Genomic DNA, 25,695 nt, shown 5'->3' with positions numbered 1-25,695 from the left:
AACATCACCATCCAATTCATCGACGTCAATTATTTCTCTTGTTTTAAGAAAACTCGCGCTGTTATAATTTCATTCTCCATTGCGAGTTAACAGGCTGTCATTTGACGCTTCACTTATGCCTTTCTACTGTTATGGCATGTCATATAAATTATCTGATTTTTTTTAGAAAGCTCGTTTATGAATTTGATTCCATATTCCGTTTTCTCATTATCAAAATTCACAAATGGATCGTCAAATATGATAAATGGCTTCTCTCCTTCATACATAGCATCTATCATGGCCATTCGTCTGCACAACCCAACCAGATCCTTATATCCTTCGCTAAGTAGGCCAATATCTCTATGAGCACCTTCTGCAACTTTTGTCACATTCAGGTTAGCGTCAAGGTCATATGCATTAGATTCATCACCTGTCAGTAACGTATAGTACTTATCAAATGCTGTCTGCATCGGCTGCATATAATGAGCAAGGAAACTATCTTTTGCCTTAGCAAGATATTCCTGTGTCTTCTCAACTATCTCATATTGATGCTGTAGAGTATTTCTTTCATCGAGCTTTGCTTGATAAGTATCTTCCGCCTGACTGATACTTTCTAATTTTTCTTCGAGCTCTTTTATCTGATTCTGAACTACGTTTCTTATTTCTTGTAATTCTGTCTTTCGTTCATCAAGAGACTTTGCGGAAACAGTTAATTCCTCCATTGTCTCATCAAATTCCGGAGCTTTCAGGGCTTCAAATGAAGCAACATCGTTATCCGCTTCAAAAAGACTCAGTTGTTTCTTTCTCTTTTCAAAAGACTCTTCTTTTGTCTGTAAAATTCCAAGATTTTTTCTCAGATCCGATACCAGAGTTAGCGGATCCGTTTCCGAATTATCACTATATTTTGCTACCCATTCATTTATTGCCGATCGAGCTTTTCTATATTTTTCTTCAATAGCATTTTGTGTTGCAGCTTTATTCCCAAGCGCAACATATGTCTTGATATCACTCTCTAAGTGATAGAGTTCCGCTTCAAATCTGTCTTCCGCACACTTGATGCCATATTCTTCAAACACCGCTTCAATACCCTGGACTGTCTTTTCAACAGCATCCTCGTAATTCTTTTGGTTATATGCTGATACTTTCTTATTTAATTCATTGTATTTTATTGACGCAGTCTTAAGGTCATATAGCTGATTCAGCAGTTTATCCTGTCTCGGCACGCTTCCATACGCCGTAACAAACTCTGTAATCTCTTTTTCTTTCTGCTTTAAGAACATTTCTTCATGTTCAATTTTTTCCTTCAGCGCTCTTACACTCTCCGGAAGTTCTGGTTTCTTTTCTGGTTCTGCTTCTTTCTTATTTCCAGCCATTACTCCAGCAATCAACAGCACGGCGCCAACAGCTACCCCTGCAAATCCGGCAGGATTCTTTGCCGCAAGATAGATAGCGATCCCTGCCACTACTGCTAATACACCAATAATGATAAGTACCATATTAGGAGCAGATTTCTTTGACTGGTTCGAAGCTGCATTCTCGATGTTGAAGATCTGTGTTTCAAGATTTGCTTTATTACCAGGCAGTGCCTGTTGAATACCATTCATTTTCTGGCAGTCATCGATTAACTGATCTACTGTCGAAGTATTTGGTGTTCCATTTCGAAAACTAGTTTTCATCTGCTCCAGCTGACGAAGTTCTTCATTTGTTGGTTTTCCGATTTCCATATCCTTTCGAAAAGCCGATAATTTCTTAATATCTTGTTCAGTAATATTTAGCTCGTCTTGTGTAGGCGTCCCATTTTCAAACTTTTTCTTCAAACTCTCATACTGTGCCACCTCATCATCTTTTAGCACAGCGTTCTTTACCTCTGCAGATACTAATGTGTAATCGTTCGCATCCTTAGAAAATCTTGCAATGTCGTCTTGTGTTGGTACTTCTTTCTGGAACAGTTTCTTTGTTTCAGCCAGTTCCTTTGCCGCATCCTCAAGTTCTTTCTTAAGCCCGTTATACTGCTCTTTTTTTGTCCCAACATTCAGATATTCACTTAATATGTTTCTTTTCTCATTAACGCTTCGTAGCTGCTTATTAATCGATTCCAGTTCTTTATTACACTCCTGAATCTTCGCATTTTGTTCGCTGTAATTATTTTCTATGACTGTCTTCTGGTCTACCTGATACTTTAATTCTGTGATCTGCGGCTCCAGTTTTGCCAAAAGGCCTGTATTTCGTTTTGGTGTCAGGCTTAACAGTTTCTTAGTAAGCGCATTATTTGCTGGTTCATACATCGACATATCTGCTGTCTCATTGGAAAGATTTCCTATTTTGGCACTGATTTGAGATGTTGGCTCAGTACTGCCGACCTGCTGTTGGCCAATGAATACCGTGTTGGCAAAAGATTTCATATCAATTCCAAAAATTTCTTCACCGATATTTGATGAATAGTCTTTTGTCGGAAGGTTTGTTGCCACATCATACAATTCAAATGAATCGTGATTTTTTGATGTAAAAACTCTTTCGATACGATACTGCTTATCATGGAGTTCAAATGATAATGTTCCACCATAGGTTCCATTCTGCCATGGTGTATAATGACGCCTCTCATTTTCAATATCATTTCTCTTTCCATCATTGTCAAATCCGTAGAACATGACTTTAATGAAAGTAACAAGTGTTGTCTTTCCCCATCCATTCTCATGAAAGATGTTATTGATACCACAATTAAAATCAATGTCGAAATGATGCAGCGTCCCGAAATTATCGATATGCGCATGTATTAATCTCATAACTCAATCTCCTCCCCATTCAAAACCTGAAGCGCACAGCGTATCATTTCTCGTTTGTCATCTTCCTTTATACTTTCATCCTGCTTGATAAGTCGTACAAATTCTCCTTTAAGTGATGTATCAAGACTATACGACTCATAATCGATGGCGATTTTTGAATGGTCTTTCGCTCTTACACAATAGAACCGTCCATTAAATGTTTTTACTATCAGTGAAAGGTCTTTCTCCGCCTTTACATCCGCTTCTCCGGTCAGTACAAATTTTACCAGGTCCGTCTCCTTGCAATCATAATTTGTCAACTCTGCCTCAATGTTTCTAATGATGTCACTTGTTGAGTTGCAGTTACTCACATCTACCGGGATTTCATACAGTTTCCTCATCGCAAATGGAATAAATTCACGCGTGGCCAAATGTGTCTTTTCGTTAATATCGATTACCACAAAACCATGATCCCCTGTTTCATCATAGCCTCGCCCCTCCAGACATCCCGGATAGCAGAAGCTCCCTCTTGCGTCCAGCTTACCATCCTGATACTGATGTATATGTCCTAGCGCAAGGTAATCGATATTCTTATTCTTTAGTTTGGATAAGTCAATCACTTCAGCATCGTCCTTAACACCATACTGACTGAGCTGTCCGTGCATCGTTACAATATTATAGGATTCCGGTTGCAGGAACAGTGTGGAATAAACGTCCGCACTATTCTGATTTTCAAGTTCGATTCCAGTAAGTACTATTTTATAATTTTCATTATCATTGATAATGTAAGATGTCCATGTGTCCTTGAATGTAAACAGGTTCTCCGGAACAACATCTAATGATTCAATGATATTGGATAAATCATGATTTCCCTGCAAATAATAGAATTTGATATTGGGGTTAGCCCTTATCGTTTCAAATACGATGTTCTTCGCATGGACTGAGATGGTTTTCTTATCAAATAAATCTCCAGCGATAATTACTGCACTGATGTTCTTCGTTTTTACATAATCGACCAGACGGATAAAGTTATGAAGCAGTTCATTCTTTCTTTCCTTTGCCTGTTCGTCTGTAAGATGTGTGGTCATTTTAGAGTCCAAGTGCAAGTCTGCACAATGACAAATCCTCATATTTTTCTTGTATGATGTACTCACAACCAAATACATCATTTTTCCTTTCTGATTGATATTGTGGTTCAAGATTCAAGTCTGCATGGATAAGCGCAGGAGGATATCGCAGTATCAGACTTTATGGAAGGAAGCTTCCTGTATGATTTAACGTATATTCCTAACTTTTTTCATGCTTTTGCGTGGATTGAATGACATCAGACCAATTCATCAACGTCAGTTCTTTTAATCACCCTACAGGCATGTTTATGTTTCTCTATCACTCATAATATATGACCCGCATAGTCAGAATCTGTCTATCTACAAATAACACTGCAATTCTTCAAATCCTGACAACGTATCATTCGATGACGCCCCTGCCATACTGTCAACTATTCCTCTTGTTTTAAGGAATCACGCGCTGTATTATTTTCATTCTCCATCGCGCGATTTAAACATGATATATCGGCTTTCTCTCTTTTTCTGCCATAATTTCAGTGTGTCATAGAAGGCCTTGGTTAATTCACTTATACAGACTTTTTCCACCCTCGCTCGTGCCAGTACAAGAAACGCTTACCTGCATTCCTGTCAAGTTACCCCCTCATAAAGAAGATGGCTCTATATCGCAGAATACCCTTTGCAAAAACTTGGTTCTCACCCAGATCCTTGAAAATTCACTCTATGGCAATGTCACCCATATCAACTAGCAATTATCCCGAGATTTTCAGTTTTGCATGCATCTCCACAAAGAGGATCGCCTGTTTTGCATGACGACTCCTTGCCGAGATCGGCTCAACAAAACTCAACTCTGCGCTTTCAATCACAAGTTTTCCTCCATCGTAAAGAGGAGCAACGGCATTGCATATCTCGGCAGGCATATTCCCGACATCCTTCCCTTTTTCTGTCAGAAGCTGAAAATTATTATGATTAAAAGCATTCTCCTTATCTCTGGTAATTCGGATCACATCCCCGACTTTCACTTTTTCAATCTGCTTTGTGCGTCCGTCATAACGGTCCCTCCTGAATCAAATAATATTTAATATAATTATATCACTATTATAATCATCCTCTTTTCTTCAAACAATCTTGTTCCCATCCGATTTGAAAGACAACGCCACTAAAAATACGTCTAATTCTTTTCAGAATCACAAACATCTAATATCTCACTTTTTCTTTAAATACTCTTTTATCTTAAACGCGCAAAAATATGGAAATGTATAGATGTCATTTAGAATACTGTCATTTCTTCAATATTTTTCCGCTTACTTATGTCATTTTTGCACCATTTTATCATCTTCCACCAACATAAAAATCCCCCGTCGGAATCACTTCCAACGGGGGATCATTTACTTTATCGGTCATCCGGCAAAAGCCGGATTCAGATTCAGTTTTGTTGAGATATCAACAAGGGGTTGATTACTTAAGAGTAACCTTTGCGCCCTGCTCTTCCAGCTTAGCCTTGATGTCCTCAGCCTCTGCCTTCTCAACGCCTTCCTTAACCATCTTCGGAGCGCCATCAACGAGCTCTTTTGCTTCCTTCAGGCCAAGACCTGTAAGCTCACGAACTACCTTGATAACCTTAACCTTGTTAGCGCCTACCTCAGTAAGCTCTACGTTGAACTCAGTCTGCTCCTCAGCAGCTGCGCCAGCGCCTGCTGCCGGACCTGCAACTACAACACCTGCTGCTGCAGATACACCAAACTCCTCCTCGCAAGCCTTTACGAGATCGTTAAGCTCCATAACGGAAAGCTCTTTAATAGCGGCGATAAACTCTTCAGTTGTTAACTTAGCCATTTTAATTTTCCTCCTCGGATATTTTTAGATTTTTGTTTTTAAATGTTCGAATTACGCTATGCGGCGATAATACGAATTATGCCTCTGCAGCGCCGTCTTTCTCCGCGATCTGCTTGATAACGCGTGCGAAGTTGGCAACCGGAGACTGCATGCTTCCAAGAAGTCTTCCAAGAAGTACTTCTCTGGACGGAATGGAAGCGATTGTCTGCATTGCTGCTGCGTCGTAGTACTTGTCCTCTACGATACCGCCCTTGATTTCCAGCGCCTTTGCAGTCTTTGCAAAATCAGCGAGAATTCTTGCCGGTGCTGTAGCGTCGTCCTTGGAAACAGCGATCGCTGTCGGTCCCTCAAGTACCGGGCCGAGTGCCTCGAAAGCTGTATCCTTGGCTGCCAGACGAACCAGAGTGTTCTTGTATACCTTGTAGGTAACACCTGCTTCACGAAGCTTCTTACGAAGCTCTGTGTCCTCTGCTACAGTAAGACCACGGTAATCTACCGCTACTGCAGTCTGTGCACCGTTGAATAACTCAGCGATTTCCTGAACTACCGGCTGCTTTAATTCAACTTTTGCCATGAAACTTTTCCTCCTGTATTAGTTTTCTTAACCGCCCAAGAGAGAAAGAAAGAAAAAAATCCTCTCTGCCAGGAAGACAGAGAGGCGTAATCATCTACGTTCATCTTGTGTTCCTCGGCAGGCGTTCTTTCGAACTTATGACTTTCGTCACCTGCTGTCTTCGGCAGCTAACACTGATGTAGAATATCATCTGTTATGGGGATTGTCAAGCATATTTTTTGCCATTTTTCTTGTTTTTTCGCGTCTCCTCTTCATTTGTATATGGCACCTCTTCTCTGTGTCCATACGGCGGCTCTCACCGTCCGCCGCCGCAACCGATCCGGCCCCGAACGGTAGGCCGTTTCCGGCTCATCCCGCAGTGCTTTTCTGCTTTTTTCTGTCTTTCCGGAAAAACCGTTTCCAGACGGAAGCGGACGCTCCATCGGAACTCTGCGCATCAAATACAAATCTGCCGGATTTCCGCTCCACAGCGCCGTCATTTCGTTCCGCGCGCTCCGCCCGTTCCGTGCGGTTATCTCCCCGAAGGCTGTCATCCACCTCCGACCGGTCACGCTCCGCCTCAAGCCGGCTCAGTGCCGCCTTTCTGGCGTCTTCCGGCGATTTCCCGTTCAGGAACTCCAGGGAATGCTCCACGATAAGATTCTGAATCTTCCGGCAAAGCGGTGTTCTCTTCTGCTCATAGAACTCAATCTCCGCCAGAAGCGTTCCGATCGCCTCCGCGCGGCTCTCAACCATACCGCCTTCGAGATCGATCCGGCACATGATCGGCTCATCTCCGCAATCAATATAGATGAAATTATGAAGATCCAGATCGTCCAGCACAAAATGCATCTTATGGTAGAATTTCTGAACCCATTCCGTCAGAAGAATCCACGGCTCCTCCCAGCCGTCGCGCAGGCCGCTGACATTGTAGAGCGCTTCCTGCCGCCGGAGAATCTTCGCCAGATTCTTTCCCGAGACATACTCCAAAACCAGCCGCATCGGCGTCGATTCGATCACCTTCGGCACGCGCAGATCAGCGGTGACAATCCTCCCGCTGAGATCTGTCTGTACCTTATATCCTCCGCTGGGAAATGCCTGATAGCGCAGACGTTCCAGTTCTCCTTCCCGATAATCTCCGAATTCCTTCACAACGCAAAGATTTCCCGGAGACGCAATCGGCTCTGCAAGATAAACCGTATTCGTACGGCTCTTGAAATCCCGAATTTTGCGATATCCGACGGCAAGTTCCCTGTTCGTCTCCCCCATACATTTACCCCCATTCGCTTTTGCGTGGTGAACCGTTAAATTCATATTAACACGTTTTACGAGCTGTCGAATATTTTATTTCCATAATATTTATGAGTTTATCGGAAGATCTTCTTCCTTCAAAAAAAACATCAGAGGCGCCCTCAGGGAAAATCCCCCAAGAATGCCTCTGTCTGCTCTTTTCCTATCTTGTTTACCGCCTGTTCTCTCCGGCAAACGTTATCCATTCCCGCTTCTCTCAGCGACACGGTATCCTTCCCCGCTTTTCTTGCCGGAGCGTTATCCATTCCCGCTTTTCTCAGCTGAACAACATCCGGAATGCCTCCATCTCCGCATCGTCCTGGGAGGACCCGTTGTCTTCGAAATGGTTCACAGCCTCAAGAACCTTCTGATAATCGTTCGGAACGATCTTCTTGAAGCTCGGAAGATACCGGTCAAAGTTCTCCAGAATCTCTTTTCCCAGCCCGGAAGCCGTCTCCTGAACGTAGTCCTTCAGGATGTCCTTGAGTTCCTTGATGTCTGCTCTCTCGGTCACCGCCTGGAAATGAACCATATCCTTGTTCAGCTTCAGATACAGTGTGTGATCCATATCGAGAACGTACGCCACGCCGCCGGACATACCTGCCGCAAAATTCTTGCCGGTCGGACCAAGGATCACGGCACGGCCGCCGGTCATATACTCGAGACCGTGATCACCGCAGCCCTCGGCTACCGCCGTCGCTCCGGAATTTCTGACGCAGAACCGCTCACCCGCGATTCCTTCCACGTAGCATTTTCCGCCGGTCGCACCATAGAGCGCCACATTGCCGATGATAATATTTTCACTCGCGCGGAACGCTCGGTCCTTCGGCGGAGTAACGATGAGCTTTCCTCCGCTGAGTCCCTTTCCGAATCCGTCATTGGCATCGCCGTGAAGCCGGATCGTGAGCCCCTTCGGGATAAACGCGCCGAAGGACTGTCCGCCGCCGCCGAACGCATGGACCACAAAGGTATCGTCTGCAAGATCCGATCCCTTTTCGCCCATGCCAAAACGGTCGGTAATCTCCGAACCCAGAATGGTTCCAAAGGTGCGGTTTGTGCTGGACACTTTCACCTTTTCCTCGTGATGCTCCCGTTTTTCCATCGCTGCCCTGAATTTTGGAAGGAGCGTCGCCTCGTCCACCGTCTTCTCCAAATGGAAATCATAGACATGTTCCGGATCAAAATGCCGCACGTTCTCCGGGAGACCCGCAAATTCCGGATCGAGGATCTTCGACAGATCCACCTTGGAAGCGCGCTTTGTGATGGACGCTCTCTCCTCGGAAATGCCGAGACAGTCGGTGCGTCCCACCATCTCCTGCACAGTCCGGAAACCGAGTTCCGCCATGATCTCACGCATCTCCTCCGCAATGAACTTCATGAAGTTCATGACGTACTCCGGTTTTCCCTTGAATTTCGCGCGAAGCTTTTCATTCTGTGTCGCCACGCCGAACGGGCAGGTATCCTTATTGCAGGCACGGATCATCATGCAGCCAAGGCTGACGAGAGCGGTGGTCGCGAAACCGTATTCCTCCGCGCCGAGAAGCGCGGCGATCACGACATCTCTTCCGGTCATGAGTTTTCCGTCCGTCTCGATCATAACCCGGTTGCGGAGTCCGTTGCGGATCAGTGTCTGATGGGCCTCGGTGATGCCGAGTTCCCACGGAAGACCCGCATGGTGAATGGAGGTCATCGGAGCAGCGCCGGTTCCGCCGTCATAACCGCAGATATGGATCACCTGCGCACCGGCTTTTGCAACGCCGCAGGCAATGGTTCCGACACCGTTCTCGGAAGCCAGCTTGACAGAGATCCTGGCGCGGCGGTTTGCGTTCTTCAGATCGTAGATCAGCTGTGCCAGATCCTCGATGCTGTAGATATCGTGGTGGGGCGGCGGCGAGATCAGAGAAACACCCGGCGTGGAGAATCTGGTCTTTGCGATCCACGGATAAACCTTCTTGCCCGGAAGGTGGCCGCCCTCGCCCGGCTTCGCCCCCTGCGCCATCTTGATCTGAATCTCACTTGCGGAATTCAGGTACGGGCTGGTTACACCGAACCGTCCCGAAGCGACCTGTTTGATCGCGGAGTTGCGCTCGGTTCCGAATCGCTCCGGATCCTCGCCGCCTTCTCCCGAATTGGACTTTCCGCCGAGACGGTTCATGGCGATGGCCATGGCTTCGTGTGCCTCGAGGGAAATGGCGCCGTATGACATTGCCCCGGTCTTAAAGCGCTTTACGATGGACTCCACCGGCTCTACCTCACTGATCGGAACCGGCTTCTGCTTCGGCACAAATTTCATGATGCCGCGGAGTGTGTGCGGAACCGGAGACTCGTCCACCATCGCGGTGTACTCTTTGAATTTCTTGTAATCGCCCTTCTGCACAGCCTTCTGCATGGTCATGATGGTCTTCGGGTTATACAGATGCTCGGCGGTATCCTTGCCGCGGAAGAAATTCCTGCTACTGAAGCATGCCGCATCCGGCGCGTCCACATTTTCCCCCATCGGGTCAAATGCAAGCTCATGTCTCCAGGTCACGCTCTCCGCCACGTCCTCGATCCCGATGCCGCCGACTCTGGAGACAATTCCCGTAAAGTACCGGTCGACAAATTCCCGGCTAAGTCCGATCGCCTCAAAGATCTTGGCCGACTGGTAGGACTGAATGGTGGAAATGCCCATTTTGGCGGCAATCTTGACGATTCCGCCCATAACCGCCTTGTTGTAATCCTCAATGGCCGTATGGGTATCCTTATCAAGAATTCCCGCCTCGATGATCTCCGCGATACACTCATGCGCAAGATACGGGTAAATCGCTCTGGCACCGAAGCCGAGAATTGTCGCAAACTGATGCACATCGCGCGGCTCCGCGGACTCCAGAATGAGCGATACCGCGGTGCGCTTTTTAGTGAGAACCAGATGTTGCTCCACCGAGCTCACCGCGAGAAGCGACGGGATCGCCACATGGTTTTCGTCCACGCCGCGGTCGCTCAGGATGATGATGTTCGCGCCGCGCTGACATGCACGATCCACAGAGATATTGAGCTGCTGCAGTGCTTTTTCCAGCGAGGTGGTCTGATAATACAGCAGAGAGATCACCGCCGCTTTGAATCCCGGCTCGTCCAGCTCCCTGATCTTCAGAAGTTCCACGCCTGTGAGAATCGGATTGGAGATTTCCAGCACCCTGCAGTTCTCCGCCTTATCCTGAAGAAGATTTCCGTCGGAACCGAGATAGACGGTAGTGTCCGTTACCACTTTCTCCCGGAGCGAGTCGATCGGCGGATTGGTAACCTGCGCGAAAAGCTGCTTGAAATAATAGAACAGCGGCTGATATTTCCTGTCAAAGACCGCAAGCGGTGTGTCGTGCCCCATACAGGAGGTTGCCTCCACACCGTTCTGCGCCATCGGCAGAATGATCTCTTTTACATCGTCATAGGTGTAGCCGAAGACCTTGTAAAGCTTCTCTCTCATTTCCGGAGAATGAGTCTCAAGCTTGTGATTCGGAATTTTGATCTTTTCCAGATGTACAAGATTGCTGTCCAGCCACTCTCCGTACGGAGCCTTCTCCGCATAATGCTTCTTGATCTCCGCATCCGAGATGATCCGCTGTTCCCTGGTGTCAACGAGAAGCATGCGTCCCGGCTGAAGTCTTGATTTCTCCACAATATGCTTCGGGTCAATGTCGAGTACGCCCACTTCCGATGCCAGAATCAGACGATTGTCATCGGTGATGTAATATCTCGAGGGCCGAAGACCGTTTCGGTCGAGCGTCGCACCTACCACATCTCCGTCGGAGAAAATGATCGCGGCCGGTCCGTCCCACGGTTCCATCATCGTCGCATAGTAATGATAGAAATCCTTCTTTTTGGAATCCATAAAGCGGTCGTGCTTCCACGGCTCCGGAATGGTGACAGTCATGGCAAGCGGAAGCTCCATGCCGTTCATATAGAGGAATTCGAGTGTATTATCCAGCATGGAAGAGTCCGATCCGTTCGTCTGAACCACCGGGAAGATCTTCTCCACTTCCTTCTCCAGGAACGGACTCTGCATCGTCTCCTCGCGGGCAAGCATTCGATCAATGTTGCCGCGGATGGTGTTGATCTCGCCGTTATGGGCCAGCAGACGATACGGATGGGCGCGATCCCAGCTCGGTGTCGTATTGGTGGAGAATCTCGAATGGACAATGGCGATGGCCGTCTTATTGTCGGCATCACGAAGGTCGTCATAGAACGCGCGGAGCTGTCCGACAAGAAACATTCCCTTGTAGACGATGGTGCGGGAGCTCAGAGAACAGATATAGGTATCCTCGGTGGACTGCTCAAACTCACGTCTCAGGACATAAAGGCGGCGGTCGAAATCAATCCCCCTCTCATAGGCGTCCGGACGGTCAATGAAACACTGCTCAATCGCCGGCATACAGTCCAGTGCCACCTTGCCGAGAATCTCCGGATGAGACGGAACCGCTCTCCAGCCCAGAACCTGAAGTCCGTTCTTGTTCGCAATGACCTCGAACATACGCTTCGCGAATTTGCGCTTCTTCTCATTTTCCGGCAAAAAGAGCATTCCGACGCCGTAATCGCCGGCCTCTCCTACCGTAATCCCGGCCTTCTTGGTGACTTTGCTGAAAAAGTCATGGCAGATCTGAAGAAGAATACCGACACCGTCGCCGACCTTCCCGGTTGCATCCTTTCCCGCTCTGTGCTCCAGCTTCTCCACGATACTGAGCGCATCATCCAGAACTTTCGTGTCCTGATGACCGTCAATGTTTACTACGGTACCGATACCGCAGGCGTCATGCCCCAGATCCTCCGGATGACCGTCTGTCACCGGACACCATAACTTATTATGCCCGCGATATGCCTCCGGAACGACATAGCCGTTCTGGTCCGATGGGTCCGCGTTCTGACTTCCTCTTGTGTTATTGTCCATTCTTACACTCCTTTTCTGCTGTAATCCTGCTGTCACCATTCTTTTGCTGCCGGTCCTGTTGTCACAGGGAATTCCGGAGAAATCTCCTGTGACAACAAAAAGGGCGCGACGGCGCAGAATCCGAGACCGGTCCGGAACGCCATTGCTCCCTTTTTTCCATTGATTCAATGGATATCTGTATTTGTTTCCTGTTTTTTTGAGGAAAGGCCCGGCATTCCATCAACTGCCGTTTTTTCTTCAAAAATATGTGGTCAGTATAAAGCTGTCCGATATACGTGTCAATATTTCGGAATTATCGTGCTTTTTATGAGATCTCATCCGTTTTTTTAGTGATTTCAGACAGAAATCAGGTCCATGTTTTATGCATTTGACACAGAATTTCTCGTCTATTACACTCCGGGAATCTGTCCCGTTTGTGCAATGTTGTCCATATTGCCGGCGATGTGTCCGTAATTATGGTCATATTATAATTCTTGCTTTATAACAGTTATATTTTTATATTTATATTCGTAATTCCCTGAGCACATACTGTTCTGCTCTGTATTATCATAGAAAATCGTCGTACACCTCGATATGTATTCTCAAAATTCATACTTGACACACGATTTCTTCCGGCGTAGAATGCGAAGCCATAAAGGCAAGGGCGTCTTAGGGGAAACTCTAAGGCGCCTTTCTCGCGTTTGACGCGCCATCGTCCATGCCATAATCCATTCATGCGATCCGGCGCCTGGCGCGATAATGGGTGAGCCCGCCAAGTGTGTTTCACCCGTTACTATTGTTTCAGCGATGCAATGGGGCATCACAGCGCGCAGATGCGCGGACTGTGAATGCTGCGGCATCGCTCTTTTTTTCAGGGGAGAAGAGCTTATGAACGAAGCAGTTTTAAGTGCGATCAACAGCAGCGTCTTCGGCGTCTGGTTCCTGATCGGAGCCGCGCTGGTGTTCTGGATGCAGGCCGGATTTGCCATGTGCGAAGCCGGCTTCACCAGAGCCAAAAACACCGGAAATATCATCATGAAAAACCTGATGGATTTCTGTATCGGTACCGTTGTATTTATTCTGATCGGTTTTGGCCTGTTTTTAGGGGAAGACTATATCGGAATCGTCGGGAAGCCGGGCTTTGACATTTTTACCAATTACGCAGCTTTCGACTGGTCCAACTTCGTATTCAACCTTGTATTCTGTGCGACGACCGCGACCATCGTTTCCGGCTCCATGGCCGAGCGGACAAAATTCCTGTCCTACTGCGTATACTCCGCGGTGATCTCCGCCGTCATCTATCCGATCGAGGCGCACTGGACCTGGGGCGGCGGCTGGCTTGCCCAGATGGGCTTCCATGACTTCGCCGGTTCCAACTGCATTCACATGGTCGGCGGAATCTCCGCCCTGATCGGTGCTGCATTTCTCGGCGCCCGCATCGGAAAGTTCGAAAAAGATGCTTCCGGAAAGATTGTGAAGGTCAACGCATTCCCGGGCCACAACCTGGTCGCTGCCGCGCTCGGCGTCTTCATCCTCTGGCTCGGCTGGTACGGATTCAACGGCGCTGCCTGCACCTCTGTGGAACAGCTTGGTTCCGTCTTTGTAACCACCACCATTGCTCCGGCGCTGGCAACCGTCGCCTGCATGATCTTCACCTGGGTCAAATACGGAAAGCCGGATGTCTCGATGTGTCTGAACGCATCGCTGGCCGGTCTGGTCGCGATCACCGCTCCATGTGATGTCACCGACGCCTTCGGCGCGATCGTCATCGGTATTGTAGCCGGACTTCTGGTCTGCTTCGGCGTCTGGTTCCTCGATTATAAGCTTCACATCGACGATCCGGTCGGTGCAGTCGCCGTTCACTGTCTGAACGGAATCTGGGGCACGCTGGCGGTTGGCCTGTTCGCGACCAACACCGCTCCGGGCTACTCCATTGCGGACGCATCCGGCACAGAAATGCTCGGTCTGTTCTATGGCGGCGGTTTCCGTCTTCTCGGAATTCAGACGATCGGAATGCTCTCCACCGCAGCGTGGACCGCTGTCACCATCTCCGTCACCTTCCTCGCAATCCGCGCGGTGTTTGGTCTTCGCGTCACCGAAGAGGAAGAAATCCTCGGTCTGGATTCCACCGAACACGGCCTCGCATCCGCTTATTCGGGATTTGCGATCATGGATATATCCAACACTCTGAACATGACGGTCAACGAAAACACCGATCTGGGTGTGAACGAATACATTCAGGCTTCGGAAACGCAGAAAAATGCAGCCGTTCCGGTTGTCACCGGTCCGGTGATGACTTCCTCCGGCATCCACAAGGTGGTCATCATTACCAAACTGTCGCGATATGATCGTCTCCGCAAAGCCATGAACGATCTCGGTGTCACCGGCATGACAGTCACACAGGTTATGGGCTGCGGCATCCAGAAGGGCTCCGGTGAAATGTACCGTGGCGTTGAGATGGATGTCACCCTTCTTCCGAAGATCAAGCTCGAAGTAGTCGTCAGCAAGATTCCGGTGGAAGATGTCATCGAGGCAGCGAAGAAAACGCTTTACACCGGCCACATCGGTGACGGCAAGATCTTCGTATACAGTGTGGAAAATGTTGTTAAAGTCCGCACCGGTGAGATCGGCACTGCCGCACTTGCGGATGTTGAATAAGCTCCGATAAAAGGCGGGGTTTTCATATTCCGGAGAATTGCTCTCCAGAAGGATATTCCACAGCCAAAACTCATCGCGGCAATAAAAATCGTCTGCGTGAATTACCCCGGATGGAAGTTCCGCAGCGGCCAGAGAGGCATTCCTCGCAGAATCCTCCGTGTATTACCCCCATATATCATCAAGAGGCATCCCGGAAGTCCCCGGGATGCCTCTTATGCTGTTCTTGAAACGTCCGTCTGCTCTTATACAAAATCTTTTACAAAAGCTTCTCGTCTGCCGTGACTATTCGCGCATATCCCGCGGCTGCCGGACCGGTATCCGGTATCCGGAATCCGTCACGCGCGCAAACGATTGTTTTCCTGTAAATCTCAGAACGTAACCGTCTCCGGTTCCTCTGTGAAGCTGCAGAATACAGCAGTTGCATTCTTCAGATAGAATACCGCCGTATTTCCGTCTCCGACTGCATACATTGTCTTCAGCTCCGGATTGGCATCCAGCATCGCCTGCTGCGCCTCTGCTCTCTCATCCAGGACAGCCTCCGCATTCAGGCGGATCCATTTACCATCTGCCATTCCGGAGATGGCAATCTTCGGATGCGCCAGCATCTGTTTTGCAACATTTTTCTTTAATCCGGTCTGGATGTAAAGCTTTCCATCGAAAATATTCTGTGCGCCAAACGGTCTGACATGCGGGTCGCCCGCATCATCCACGGTTGCAAGATACCATGTTCCGGCTTTCTTCAGAAACTCAAATACTTTCTCCATGCGCTCCTCCTGCTGTTTTTTCGATGAACCTCTCCGGTTTCAATGCGTTACAGGACTTCTCCGACATCCGCCATTTCTCTGAAACGTCCCGCCCTGACGGTTATGACCGCATTTTCCGGGCGCTCCGCTCCCTCGCAGGCTTCTTCCGAATCCTGTTATGTTACTTGTCACGTTATCAGTATACCACGTTTTCACTCATCTTCCTTCTCGCGGAAGAATCCCATTGCCGTCATCCCGTAAATCCCTGAACAAAGAACTTGATAAACGCAATCGTCTGCGGCTGGTAAATGATATCCACCAGAAACGCCCCGACAATCGGAACGATCATAAAGGCCCGGCGGGACATCCCGTATTCTTCGGTGACCGCAGTCATATTGACGATTGCGCTCGGCGTCGCGCCCAGACCGTGACCGCAGAGTCCCGAGCACATGACAGCTGCATCGTAGTTCGATCCCAGAATCCGGAACACCACAAAGTATGCGATAAGGCACATAAAGATCGCCTGAAGCGCCACGACAAGAAGAACACCGCCCATGAGATCCAGCAGGTCCCAGAGCCGAAGCGTCATCAGTGCAAGGGAAAGATACAGGTTCAGCATGACATCGCCGAGCTTATCCGCCAGCGGAAAACTGAATTTGTAAAAATGCACGTTCTCATTGATATTCCGGAGAATAACCGCGACAAACATCGCGCCGACATAACTCGGGAACGACATGCCGATCAGCGTTCCGATCCAGCCGGAAATCTGTGTTCCAACCGCCATGCAGATGATAAGCGCTGATACATTTTTGATGATATCGAGGCCGGTAAGATCCAGTCTGGCATCCGATGCGTTGACACTCTCGACGCCGGCGTAGCTGTCATTGTTTTCTTCCGGCTTCAGGTTGTGCTTTACGATCAGGAGCCGTCCGAGCGGACCTCCGACCAGAACACCGGAGATCAGTCCGAAAGTCGCAGCTGCGGCGCCGACACCGACCGCGGCTTCATATCCCATCTCCTGAAAGGTTGAACCGTATGCCGCCGCAGCTCCGTGACCGCCTATCATCGAGATCGCGCCTGCAAGCAAGGCGTACGGCGCTTCCAAACCGATCGCTTTGCTGACAGCGATACTGATTGCATTCTGACAGATGGAAATGATTCCGGCGCAGAGCCAATAGATAATGAGAAGAACACCGCCCCGCTTCAGAAGGGAAAAACTGGCGCCGAGTCCGACGGTGGTGAAGAACGCAAGCATGAATGGAGATTGGAATGAAGAATCAAACTGAAAAGAAAAAGACCCTGTCATATGTCCGAAAAAGGTAATGAACATAAACAGGAATCCACCGACAACCGGTGCCGGGATACAATATTTTTCCAGCACATGGACTTTCTTCTTGATCCAGTACCCGATCAGAAGAAGAACACAGGCCATCGCAGTCGTAAAGACCGCATCACAGGACATCGTAAAGATGCCGTCCGTCACAGCAGTTTTCATACAAAAATCCCCCTTTTCCGTCGATCGTTTGACGTCAACATTATTGTTAATCACATTAGATACCTAAAGCAGAAATTTTTCAATATTTCGCGATAATATTCTATATTTTCAATAAATACTCAGGTGTCAATCTGTGTACTATTCACAACAGGACTGTCGGCCATAATCCCGGTTTATTGAAAGGAGTATTTTTTCACGCATTCATCTCATTTAAAATTATAATCGCAAGAGAGGCATTCCGGAATCCAATCCGAAATGCCTCTCTTGCTTTTCTGTTCAAGTATTGTGATTCGCGATTCTTTCATTCTCCAGTCTGCGAACTTCATTTCATCTGCTTTGATTCGTCTGATCCGCTCCGCTTCGACCGGTCGGTTCTCGCGATCGCTTCCTCCGATCAGTTGATGTAGATCCTCATACAGTACTTCGGAATGTTATTGCCCTCATTGGAACCGACATATTTTCCCTTGTTGGAGCCGGCATTATATTTCCAGTAAACGTCCACATGAGGATGGTCGGCCAACACGTACATCGAAACCATACAAACGGCATTCCGGTAATCCTCGGTCGCTTTATATGCCCCGTTTGGATTTCCGGACTCAAAGACCGTTCCGCCATCCTGTTTTGTGCCTTTTCCATAGGTTTTGGAGCCTGCCGGAAGAAGATCTCTTGATTTGTAAAACTTCCCGGTTTTTGGATCGTACGCTCCGAACGCATTCGTTCCTTCCTTGCCTCCGCCGGTATTCCAGTCCAGACCGGCCGCATACGCACTCGCCGAATCGTGTACACCCGCATAATACAGTTCTACTGCTGCAGATGCCGCCGATCGCATTGTTGCAAGGTCATGTGCCTCTCTCGTCTTTTCTATCTGACTGTTAAAAATCGGAACCGAAACCGCCACTAAAACGCCGATAATCGCAACAACAATCAGTAACTCGGCAAGTGTGAAACCTTTTTTCTCTCGATTCATCACCTGGCATCCCCCCTCAAATGCGGAAAATCAGTCTCCTTCACTGCTGTCAAATCACATTGTCTTTCACTTTTATTTTAATATTTTTCCCCTGTTTTTTCTATATGCAGAACAATAAAAATTGTTTTTGTTTATTTTCTGCCTGTTCCAAACCTGATTCGTAAAAACGGAAATTCCAGGCACGTTCTTAATAACAAGTCGAAACACGCTTCGCGAGTTTCGAGCGTTTATCGGCAGTCGCCAAATCCTCACCGGGGAATGGGTTCTGGCGAGTTAGCCGCACAAAAAATCAGGTCAGCGAATCACCGCAAAACGGATTCACTGACCTGCAATTTTTCTTTTCTTAACCCAGCACACCCAGGCGCTTTCTCAGGATTCTTCCCACGCAGACCGCAGCGCATACCTTGATAAAATCGATCACGATAAACGGTGTGACCCCAACGGCAAACGCAGCCGAAAAGTCCATCCCGGCACTGAGGGAAAGCCATGCGGTTCCGAGAATATACGGAATCCATGTTGCCGCCTCGAGAACAACCGCCGCAAGCACCGGCTTATTCCAGACTTTCTTTAAGCAGATTCCGATCACCATCGCCATCGGCAAAAAACCGATGAGGTATCCGCCGGTCGGACCGATCAGCTTCGCCGGACCACCGGTAAAACCGGAGAATACCGGGATACCGATCAGGCCGATCAGCATATAAAGCGCATAAGCGATCGATCCCGATTTCCAGTTTAATACATACATTGTGATGTAAATCGCCAGATTGGTTAACGACACCGGAACCGGTCCGATCGGCAGCGACAGCGGACCGAGAATACAGATCACCGCAGTCATCAGCGCGGTAAAGGTCATATTCTTAACCGCGTCATTGACGGAATTTCCCTGTGTATGATTTGAAGTTGAAAATGTGTTTTCCATTGCAGATCTCCTCTGACTGATTTCAATCATTCATTTCGCATCAACAGTACGCCGGATGCGTTTCGCGGCCGAGCTCTTCCAGCATTTCCTTATCCATTCGGATTGTTGAGCCGGATGTGGTCAGCATATTACCCGTAATCGATGCACTCGCTCCGGCCAGGAATGCGGTTCTGCCGTTATCCGCCATCAATGCTCTTCCGCCTGCAAGGCGGATGTCCGCCTCCGGATTGATATAGCGGTAAATGGCGATAGTCCGGAGAATCTCGTCCTCCGTCAGCCGCGGCTGATTCTCCAGCGGAGTTCCCTTGATCGGCATCAGCGAATTGATCGGGATGGAATCAACATGAAGATCGGCCAGTTCCAGTGCCATCTCGATCCGGTCTTCCCAGGTTTCACCCATTCCGATGATTCCTCCGGAACAGACTTTCAGGCCTTCTCTCTGCGCACGGCGAATGTTTTCAATCTTCTCATCATAGGTATGTGTCGTACAGATGCTCGGGAAATATCTTCTGGATGTCTCGAGATTGCAGTGAACCGCAGCCACCCCTGCTTCATGAAGACGGTGAAGCTGTTCTGCGCTGAGAAAACCGACCGATGCGCATGTCTCAATCTCCAACTCCCGATGCATCCGCGCAAAAACAGATACCAGTTTCTCAAAATCAGCCGCTGTCGGCGTCTTCCCGCTGTTCACAATTGAAAAGCGATCAACGCCCTCTTCCTGATTGGCTCTCGCCACCGCGACAATTTCGTCCTCACTCAGCATTCCGTGATGCTCACAGCCGGTATGATTGTGTCCGGACTGCGCGCAGAACTTGCAGTTTTCGCTGCATCTTCCCTCGATGCCGCTCAGGATGGTACACAGATTCACTTTTTTACCGGAGAACTTCTTCCGAATCCGGTCCGCGCCTTCTTTCAGTTCATCGAGATCACACGTGACCAGAGTCTCCAGATCATCCTCCCTGGTAAGACGCCGGCCGGCGATAATCTCATCTGCCAGTGCTCCCGCGCCAATCGCTGCGATACTGTCCCGATATTCCACTTCCATGACTTCCAAACTCCCCCTGATGTATTCGTAAAAAACTCAACACAGGAGAGTATAATATTGTTAACTTTGTTTGTCAACTATAGTTAACTATTTTGTTGACAATTCATTCTGTTCTTCGCCGTAGGATCATCTCCACCGGTTAATGCTGCCCTTTTCCAGAATAACCAGAAGAAGATTTTTTTCGCCGAGTTTGTGCGTCGGATCAACAAATCTCCATTTGCCGCCTTTCTCCCGGATGGCGGCCACGTTCATGTTGTACATTTTCCGGAGATTCAGCTCAATCAGGTCTTTTCCGATCCATTCCTGTTTCGGCCGGAGTTCAATCATACAGAGATTGTCATCGATCTCAAAATAATCCCGGATGTACTGTGATGCCAGAATACGCGCCGACCGCACGCCGCCTTCTTCCTCCGGGCAGATCACCTTGTCTGCGCCGACCCGCTCCAGAATTTTCTTCATGCGGGCAGATGACGTCTTGGCAATCACCGCGCCAACACCCTTTTCCTTGGCAATGGCAACGCAGAGAATGCTTGCGGACAGATTACCTCCCATGCAGGTAATAACAATGTCCATGTTCTGCAGCCCCAGCGCCATAACCTCGTCTTCATTGTCCAGATTGGCGCATACCGCGGACGTCACACGGGAGGACATATCCCGGATCAGCTTCTCGTTCTTGTCGACAGCCAGAACGTCTTCCCCCAGTGCGTACAGCGCCTCCGCGAGACTGATTCCGTATTTTCCCAATCCCAAAACTGCAATTGATTTTTTCATTTTTTGTCCTCCAGGCTCAAGCAGACAGGCTTGCTTTCGTGTCTATTTGGGCCGTCAATCAAAGTTTACTTTCAAACCTCTTCTCCCGATTCCGGCGCGAAGCGGATTGATCCGGTCTCGTACCAGAGCCGCCAAAGAACCATTGAAAGGGGCTCTTTCCGTCTTTCTCCCTTTACCCGACGTAAAATGTTCCTTCTGAGTATCGCATCGCACTCTGATCCCCTTTATGACGGGAGAAGAACGCGACCAGCGAGATCGGGCCGATTCTTCCGAGATACATGGCCAAAATGATGACATACCTTCCCGCCGTTCCGAGAGACGCGGTAAGGCCCCGGGAAAGGCCGACCGTCCCGCACGCACTTGCCACTTCAAACAGCGCGTCCTCCATCGGGACCGGGTTGACGGTCAGCAGAAGAAAGGTGAGCCCAAACACCGCACACAATCCGACAAATGCGACCGCAGACGCTTTTCTCATCGCATCCTCTGAAACCTGATGATGGAAAACCACATTTTTATCCTGATGGTGCACATAGGATCGGACATTCATAATGAGCAGAAAGGCCGTAACCGTCTTGATTCCGCCCGCCGTTCCCACCGGAGATCCTCCGATAAACATCATGATATAGGCAATCATGCAGGACGGGCCGGTGAGATTTTCCTGCGCAACAGTTGCAAATCCGGCGGTTCGAAGGGTGACGGATTCGAACAGACTGTTGACCATTTTTCCGCCGAGATCCATGGTTCCGATGGTCCCCGGATTATGGTATTCCGTGAGCAGAAAAAATGCGGCGCCTCCAAGGAGCAGTGCGGCGGTAAAGCTGAGAACCAGCTTCGTGTGCTCGGATAATCTCCCGACAATCTGCTCCGGAGAAAACCGCTTTTGTATTCCTTCCCGCGTCTTCTCCTCCACATCAAACCAGACGACGAAACCGATGCCGCCCAAAATGATCAGCACCATCGTCACTCCCATAACGAGCGGATTTCCGCGGTAATCGGTCAAACTGCTGGGACCGATGATGTCCATGCCGGCATTGCAGAACGCGGACACGGAGTTGAAGACGGAAATCCAGAGTCCGCGGGCGATACCGAACCGGGGGATAAACTCGACAGCGTAAAGTAACGCTCCGATTCCCTCGATGAGAATCGTTCCTTTCAGAACTCTCACCAGAAAGAAAAGAAGCCTCGAATTGGTATTCAGATTAAACGCATCCCTGAGAAGCATCCGGTCCGCAAGAGAGAATTTTTTTCCGGTAAGCATCAGGATCGTCGATGCAACCGCGATCATTCCGAGACCGCCGATCTGGATCAGAATCAGAATGATAAGCTGACCGAAAAAACTCCAGTGCGCATAGGTGTCGACCACCACCAGCCCCGTCACACAGACAGACGTCGTCGCCGTAAACAGTGCTGTCAAAAAGGACGTCCCGCTGCCGTCCGCAGAAGCCACGGGCAGCATCAGGAGAAGCGCTCCGACCAGGATGGTGATCAGAAAGCTCGCCGGAATCGCGTGTTCCGGCAGGAGCCTCCATTTTTTGCTATCTGAAAACAGATTCATAAAGACCTCTTGTTTTTCATCGTGATGGAAGAGAATACAGCGGTATTCACATTCCGGTTTTTATCTTTACAGGTTTTCAATTTTATTTTCTGTTGAAATATCTGTCAAGGAACTCCAATTTTCAGCTCTGTAACAGCTGACGCAAAATCCATGAAAAACCCTTTGCCATTCGCAGTTCGGGCTCTTTAAAATGATTTCCGGGATTCCACTCCAGCGTACATCTCCGGTTTTGACAGCGGATCAGCCCCTCTGCCTCCTGTATCCGGTTCGCCACTGCTGCCATCACCGGATTCCGGGTCTTTGCCTCTTTATCGCCGAGGCTCAGGTAGACCCGTTCGGTTCGGATCTCATGTGTTCTCATATAATCGGTAAAACCGGGAAACCAGACAGAAGGTGATGCGGCCGCAGCTCCTTCGAACACGTCGGTCTGGTACGCACTCCACAGCGCAAAAAGTCCCGCCAGCGAGTACCCTCCGATAATATAATGTCTGCTGCGGTCCTCGCAGCTTTTGAGAACTTCCGCCAGCGTATTTTCAGCCCCGGATCCAAAGTCGTCCTTCCCGAATACAGCCGGTGCGTTCCACGGGGAGAGATCCTCATTCCAGCGATTCACCCTGAATACCCGCAGCAGAAAGCCGGCATCATTGATCGCTCGGATCGCCGCAATTTCCCGCTCGATCCCTTCAAGATCATGGTCATCCGCCATCTGTATGAGAACAATCCGCGAGGAAGTGTCGCCGTATTCCTGCATTTCCATCATAATCTTTCTGTCCTTTCTTTTCCAACAGGCGGGAACTCTCTGCTCTACCCTGCCCGGCCCGCTTCGCTGCCCTGGATCGCGGCACCGGCCGGGGCCCTTTCTGATCGAAATCAGATTCGCATTGGTTTCTGTTCCGTTCCTCAGCCAAGTCCGACATCCAGGGCCATCATGAGAATAAATCCCAGGGCAAAAGAGATGGTCCCGATGTTGGAATGCTCCCCTTCCGACATTTCCGGAATGAGTTCCTCCACTACAACATATATCATGGCTCCCGCTGCAAAGCTCAGAAGATATGGCATGAGCGGGATAAAAAATCCGGATGCAGCGATAACCAGAAGAGCGCCGATGGGTTCGACAACGCCGGATAAAACTCCATACAAAAAAGTCTTTCCTCTTGGCACGCCTTCTCCCAAAAGCGGCATGGAGACAATTGCGCCTTCCGGAAGATTCTGTATCGCAATACCGAGTGCCAGTGCAAGCGCTCCGGTAAAGGAGATCGTATGATTCCCGTAAAGCCAGCCGGCGCAGACAATTCCGACCGCCATTCCTTCGGGCAGATTATGGAGTGTTACCGCCAGAACAAGCTTGGTCGTTCTCTTCAATCCGGTCCTTGGTCCCTCCTCACACTGATTCAGGTGCATGTGGGGTGTCACCACGTCCATAACCAGAAGGAAGAGCATTCCTACCGCAAATCCGACCGATACCGGAAGAAATCCCAGTTTTCCCATATCTGCAGTCTGATCGAGTGCCGGAAGCAGGAGGCTGAAAAATGATGCGGACACCATTACGCCCGAAGCAAATCCTGTCAGGGCCCGCTGCGTCTCCCGCCCCATCTCCTTTTTCAGCAAAAATACACTGGCCGCCCCCAGCGCGGTACCAAAAAACGGGATGATGATGATATTCCACATAGTCCGTTGCTCCTGTCTTTTTTTCCTCACCAAACTAATATTCTGTCTTCGGCGCCGGATCCATTCCGCCCTTCCTTAACATAAAACGCCCCATAATACCCGTCAAACTGCTGTACGCCACCCTTCACTCTCCGGCAATAAAGAAGGTGAGGGCAGAAAGCTTTTCTGCATTCTTCATGGTTCTTACCGGCACATAGATCAACAGGACAATATTTATCATAATTGCTGCGCCGCCAAGTATCCCGCCTGTAATAAAATCACCATCCTTTAAAACAGGAAAGTTAAAAATTGTACCCGCATCGTACAGAGTGTGCAATCCCATTGGAATGATGAGTCCCAAAGCCCAATATAACAAAGTGTGGCCTTCGCCTTTTTGGTGGTTATACTTTGCCCTGCCGATAAATTCTCCCATAATCATGTTTAGTGTCATATGAGTGAACAGTAAAGGAATTCTGATGAATAATGCAAAAATCGATTCTCCAAAAGAAAAGTCCTCCACAACCGTAAAGCCAAAGCCAACCGCCGCTCCAAGGAGAATATACTCATAGACATTGCTTACTTTGTTTTTCAGGACAACCAGCGTCAAGATGATCACAAGAAACTTAAACAGCTACTCCACGAATCCCGCCATAAAAAATGCATTCAAGAATGCAGCCGGAAGAGTTGGCAGCGTTTCTATCCTTATCCCCATGCATTTAATTGCAGCTAATAATCCCAGACCGGAAGCGCCGGAAATCGGCATGCAAATGCCGCCTAAAACAGCCGGCAGGATTGCCTGAAGTTTCCCGATCGTCTCCGGAACTTCTTTTTTGATCATTCACAGATAGATAAATCCACAGATAACCAAGGCAATTATTGCTGCAATCGTTGAAGTAATCAAAACTTTCATGATAATCCGCCTCTCTGAAACAGGTACATTACAGCAAATGCATTTTGAGATAAATCCCGCACCATTATCCCCTTTCCCATCTCTGCCAGGGCAATAATATCACGCCTCAAACGCAGTCTTTTTATTGTACTGTATTTCGTCCTGTGATGGTCTTAAACATACCTGAATGTTCACTTACAAAGGCAATACTCCGGTCCAACCTGACCCAAATAATATCATACTCAACAAAATTGTAGAATTCTACTTTTTTATCGATCACTCTAATGTTAGAACACCGTCCGCGGAAGCGTTCTTGTGGTAAGCGTAAAATAATCCGCTCGCACCATTTTTAGGGCCGCTTTTTTAGCGGCCCTCTTTTCGACACCTGGCTGGAATTTCATCTGCCCAAGGCAGGAGTTTTTCCAGCTCATCGCATTTCGTATTTCCGTCCTCATCGACAATTTCCGGAAGCTTTTCCAGAATATAGTCCAGATAGTAGTACGGTCTCAGGTTATTTGCCTTTGCCGATTCTACGATGGAATACACAACAGCACTGGCTTGAGCTCCACGGATCGTATTACTAAACAGCCAATTCTTTCGCCCCAGCGTGAACGGTCGGATGCTT

At 48.7% G+C, this 25,695-nt stretch carries 18 protein-coding genes, 1 pseudogene and 1 other annotated feature; of the genes and pseudogenes, 1 reads left to right on the top strand and 18 read right to left on the bottom strand.

The window, feature by feature from the left end; genetic code table 11:
• Positions 1-113 precede the first annotated feature (113 nt).
• The 7 genes and pseudogenes from BR86_RS0112680 to gltB form a co-directional block, all read right to left on the bottom strand.
• Positions 114-2,762, bottom strand: a complete 2,649-nt coding sequence (locus tag BR86_RS0112680) for an AAA family ATPase (RefSeq protein ID WP_031474456.1) — start codon at positions 2,760-2,762, stop codon at positions 114-116.
• A complete protein-coding gene (locus BR86_RS0112675; protein ID WP_081844271.1) occupies positions 2,759-3,910 on the bottom strand; it encodes a metallophosphoesterase family protein in 1,152 nt (383 codons plus the stop codon). Before BR86_RS0112675 ends, BR86_RS0112680 begins: the two co-directional genes overlap by 4 nt.
• Positions 3,911-4,557: 647 nt before the next feature.
• Positions 4,558-4,842 (bottom strand): annotated as a pseudogene (locus BR86_RS0112670) (HIRAN domain-containing protein); the annotation flags it as partial.
• A 421-nt stretch (positions 4,843-5,263) separates the two neighbouring features.
• Entirely contained in the window at positions 5,264-5,641 is a 378-nt protein-coding gene (gene rplL, locus BR86_RS0112665) for a 50S ribosomal protein L7/L12 (protein ID WP_031474450.1), read from the bottom strand.
• A 76-nt stretch (positions 5,642-5,717) separates the two neighbouring features.
• Positions 5,718-6,215 (bottom strand): 50S ribosomal protein L10, encoded by a 498-nt coding sequence (rplJ, locus tag BR86_RS0112660; protein WP_031474448.1) that lies wholly within the window; start codon positions 6,213-6,215, stop codon positions 5,718-5,720.
• Between the two features lie 45 nt (positions 6,216-6,260).
• Positions 6,261-6,397 (bottom strand) — a sequence feature (ribosomal protein L10 leader region).
• 166 nt (positions 6,398-6,563) lie between these two features.
• Positions 6,564-7,463, bottom strand: coding sequence for a BUD32 family EKC/KEOPS complex subunit (locus BR86_RS0112655; RefSeq protein ID WP_031474446.1), 900 nt, complete (start codon positions 7,461-7,463; stop codon positions 6,564-6,566).
• Between the two features lie 298 nt (positions 7,464-7,761).
• Complete coding sequence (gltB, locus tag BR86_RS0112645) at positions 7,762-12,402, bottom strand: glutamate synthase large subunit (RefSeq protein WP_081844269.1); 4,641 nt, start codon at positions 12,400-12,402, stop codon at positions 7,762-7,764.
• Positions 12,403-13,269: 867 nt separating this feature from the next.
• Between gltB and BR86_RS0112640 the strand changes: the two genes are divergently transcribed.
• Positions 13,270-15,039, top strand: a complete 1,770-nt coding sequence (locus BR86_RS0112640; protein WP_031474442.1) for an ammonium transporter — start codon at positions 13,270-13,272, stop codon at positions 15,037-15,039.
• A 368-nt stretch (positions 15,040-15,407) separates the two neighbouring features.
• On the opposite strand, the gene BR86_RS0112635 is transcribed toward BR86_RS0112640, so the two are convergent.
• The 11 genes from BR86_RS0112635 to BR86_RS0112575 form a co-directional block, all read right to left on the bottom strand.
• Positions 15,408-15,803: a pyridoxamine 5'-phosphate oxidase family protein gene (locus BR86_RS0112635; protein WP_031474440.1), complete on the bottom strand. Its 396-nt coding sequence runs from the start codon at positions 15,801-15,803 to the stop codon at positions 15,408-15,410.
• A 229-nt stretch (positions 15,804-16,032) separates the two neighbouring features.
• Complete coding sequence (gltS, locus tag BR86_RS0112630; protein WP_031474438.1) at positions 16,033-17,277, bottom strand: sodium/glutamate symporter; 1,245 nt, start codon at positions 17,275-17,277, stop codon at positions 16,033-16,035.
• A 394-nt stretch (positions 17,278-17,671) separates the two neighbouring features.
• Positions 17,672-18,244, bottom strand: coding sequence for a type IV pilin protein (locus BR86_RS14835; protein WP_038288758.1), 573 nt, complete (start codon positions 18,242-18,244; stop codon positions 17,672-17,674).
• Positions 18,245-18,587: 343 nt separating this feature from the next.
• Positions 18,588-19,163 carry a biotin transporter BioY gene (locus tag BR86_RS0112615; RefSeq protein ID WP_242841614.1) on the bottom strand — a complete coding sequence of 192 codons (576 nt, stop codon included), beginning with the start codon at positions 19,161-19,163 and terminating at the stop codon, positions 18,588-18,590.
• Between the two features lie 40 nt (positions 19,164-19,203).
• Positions 19,204-20,208 carry a biotin synthase BioB gene (gene bioB, locus BR86_RS0112610; RefSeq protein WP_051684805.1) on the bottom strand — a complete coding sequence of 335 codons (1,005 nt, stop codon included), beginning with the start codon at positions 20,206-20,208 and terminating at the stop codon, positions 19,204-19,206.
• Positions 20,209-20,334: 126 nt separating this feature from the next.
• Positions 20,335-20,979, bottom strand: coding sequence for a potassium channel family protein (locus BR86_RS0112605; RefSeq protein ID WP_031474430.1), 645 nt, complete (start codon positions 20,977-20,979; stop codon positions 20,335-20,337).
• 172 nt (positions 20,980-21,151) lie between these two features.
• Positions 21,152-22,534: a TrkH family potassium uptake protein gene (locus tag BR86_RS0112600; RefSeq protein WP_031474428.1), complete on the bottom strand. Its 1,383-nt coding sequence runs from the start codon at positions 22,532-22,534 to the stop codon at positions 21,152-21,154.
• 121 nt (positions 22,535-22,655) lie between these two features.
• Positions 22,656-23,294, bottom strand: a complete 639-nt coding sequence (locus tag BR86_RS0112595) for an alpha/beta hydrolase (protein WP_330372144.1) — start codon at positions 23,292-23,294, stop codon at positions 22,656-22,658.
• Between the two features lie 140 nt (positions 23,295-23,434).
• Complete coding sequence (locus BR86_RS0112590; RefSeq protein ID WP_031474424.1) at positions 23,435-24,202, bottom strand: ZIP family metal transporter; 768 nt, start codon at positions 24,200-24,202, stop codon at positions 23,435-23,437.
• A 124-nt stretch (positions 24,203-24,326) separates the two neighbouring features.
• On the bottom strand, positions 24,327-24,797 hold the full coding sequence (locus BR86_RS0112585; protein WP_031474422.1) for a PrsW family glutamic-type intramembrane protease: 471 nt from the start codon (positions 24,795-24,797) through the stop codon (positions 24,327-24,329).
• 636 nt (positions 24,798-25,433) lie between these two features.
• Positions 25,434-25,695: transposase domain-containing protein (locus BR86_RS0112575; RefSeq protein ID WP_038288755.1), on the bottom strand; the 262-nt coding region annotated here is incomplete at its 5' end.

This window comes from [Clostridium] aminophilum DSM 10710 (assembly GCF_000711825.1).
GTDB lineage: Bacteria > Bacillota > Clostridia > Lachnospirales > Lachnospiraceae > Clostridium_R > Clostridium_R aminophilum.
This window is presented reverse-complemented; position numbering and strand designations above follow the sequence as displayed.

Coding starts and splice junctions, on each gene's coding strand:
- BR86_RS0112680 (WP_031474456.1), bottom strand. CDS start 2,762: ATGAGATTAATACATGCGCATATCGATAATTTCGGGACGCTGCATCAT.
- BR86_RS0112675 (WP_081844271.1), bottom strand. CDS start 3,910: ATGATGTATTTGGTTGTGAGTACATCATACAAGAAAAATATGAGGATT.
- rplL (WP_031474450.1), bottom strand. CDS start 5,641: ATGGCTAAGTTAACAACTGAAGAGTTTATCGCCGCTATTAAAGAGCTT.
- rplJ (WP_031474448.1), bottom strand. CDS start 6,215: ATGGCAAAAGTTGAATTAAAGCAGCCGGTAGTTCAGGAAATCGCTGAG.
- BR86_RS0112655 (WP_031474446.1), bottom strand. CDS start 7,463: ATGGGGGAGACGAACAGGGAACTTGCCGTCGGATATCGCAAAATTCGG.
- gltB (WP_081844269.1), bottom strand. CDS start 12,402: ATGGACAATAACACAAGAGGAAGTCAGAACGCGGACCCATCGGACCAG.
- BR86_RS0112640 (WP_031474442.1), top strand. CDS start 13,270: ATGAACGAAGCAGTTTTAAGTGCGATCAACAGCAGCGTCTTCGGCGTC.
- BR86_RS0112635 (WP_031474440.1), bottom strand. CDS start 15,803: ATGGAGAAAGTATTTGAGTTTCTGAAGAAAGCCGGAACATGGTATCTT.
- gltS (WP_031474438.1), bottom strand. CDS start 17,277: ATGAAAACTGCTGTGACGGACGGCATCTTTACGATGTCCTGTGATGCG.
- BR86_RS14835 (WP_038288758.1), bottom strand. CDS start 18,244: ATGAATCGAGAGAAAAAAGGTTTCACACTTGCCGAGTTACTGATTGTT.
- BR86_RS0112615 (WP_242841614.1), bottom strand. CDS start 19,163: ATGGAAAACACATTTTCAACTTCAAATCATACACAGGGAAATTCCGTC.
- bioB (WP_051684805.1), bottom strand. CDS start 20,208: ATGGAAGTGGAATATCGGGACAGTATCGCAGCGATTGGCGCGGGAGCA.
- BR86_RS0112605 (WP_031474430.1), bottom strand. CDS start 20,979: ATGAAAAAATCAATTGCAGTTTTGGGATTGGGAAAATACGGAATCAGT.
- BR86_RS0112600 (WP_031474428.1), bottom strand. CDS start 22,534: ATGAATCTGTTTTCAGATAGCAAAAAATGGAGGCTCCTGCCGGAACAC.
- BR86_RS0112595 (WP_330372144.1), bottom strand. CDS start 23,294: ATGATGGAAATGCAGGAATACGGCGACACTTCCTCGCGGATTGTTCTC.
- BR86_RS0112590 (WP_031474424.1), bottom strand. CDS start 24,202: ATGTGGAATATCATCATCATCCCGTTTTTTGGTACCGCGCTGGGGGCG.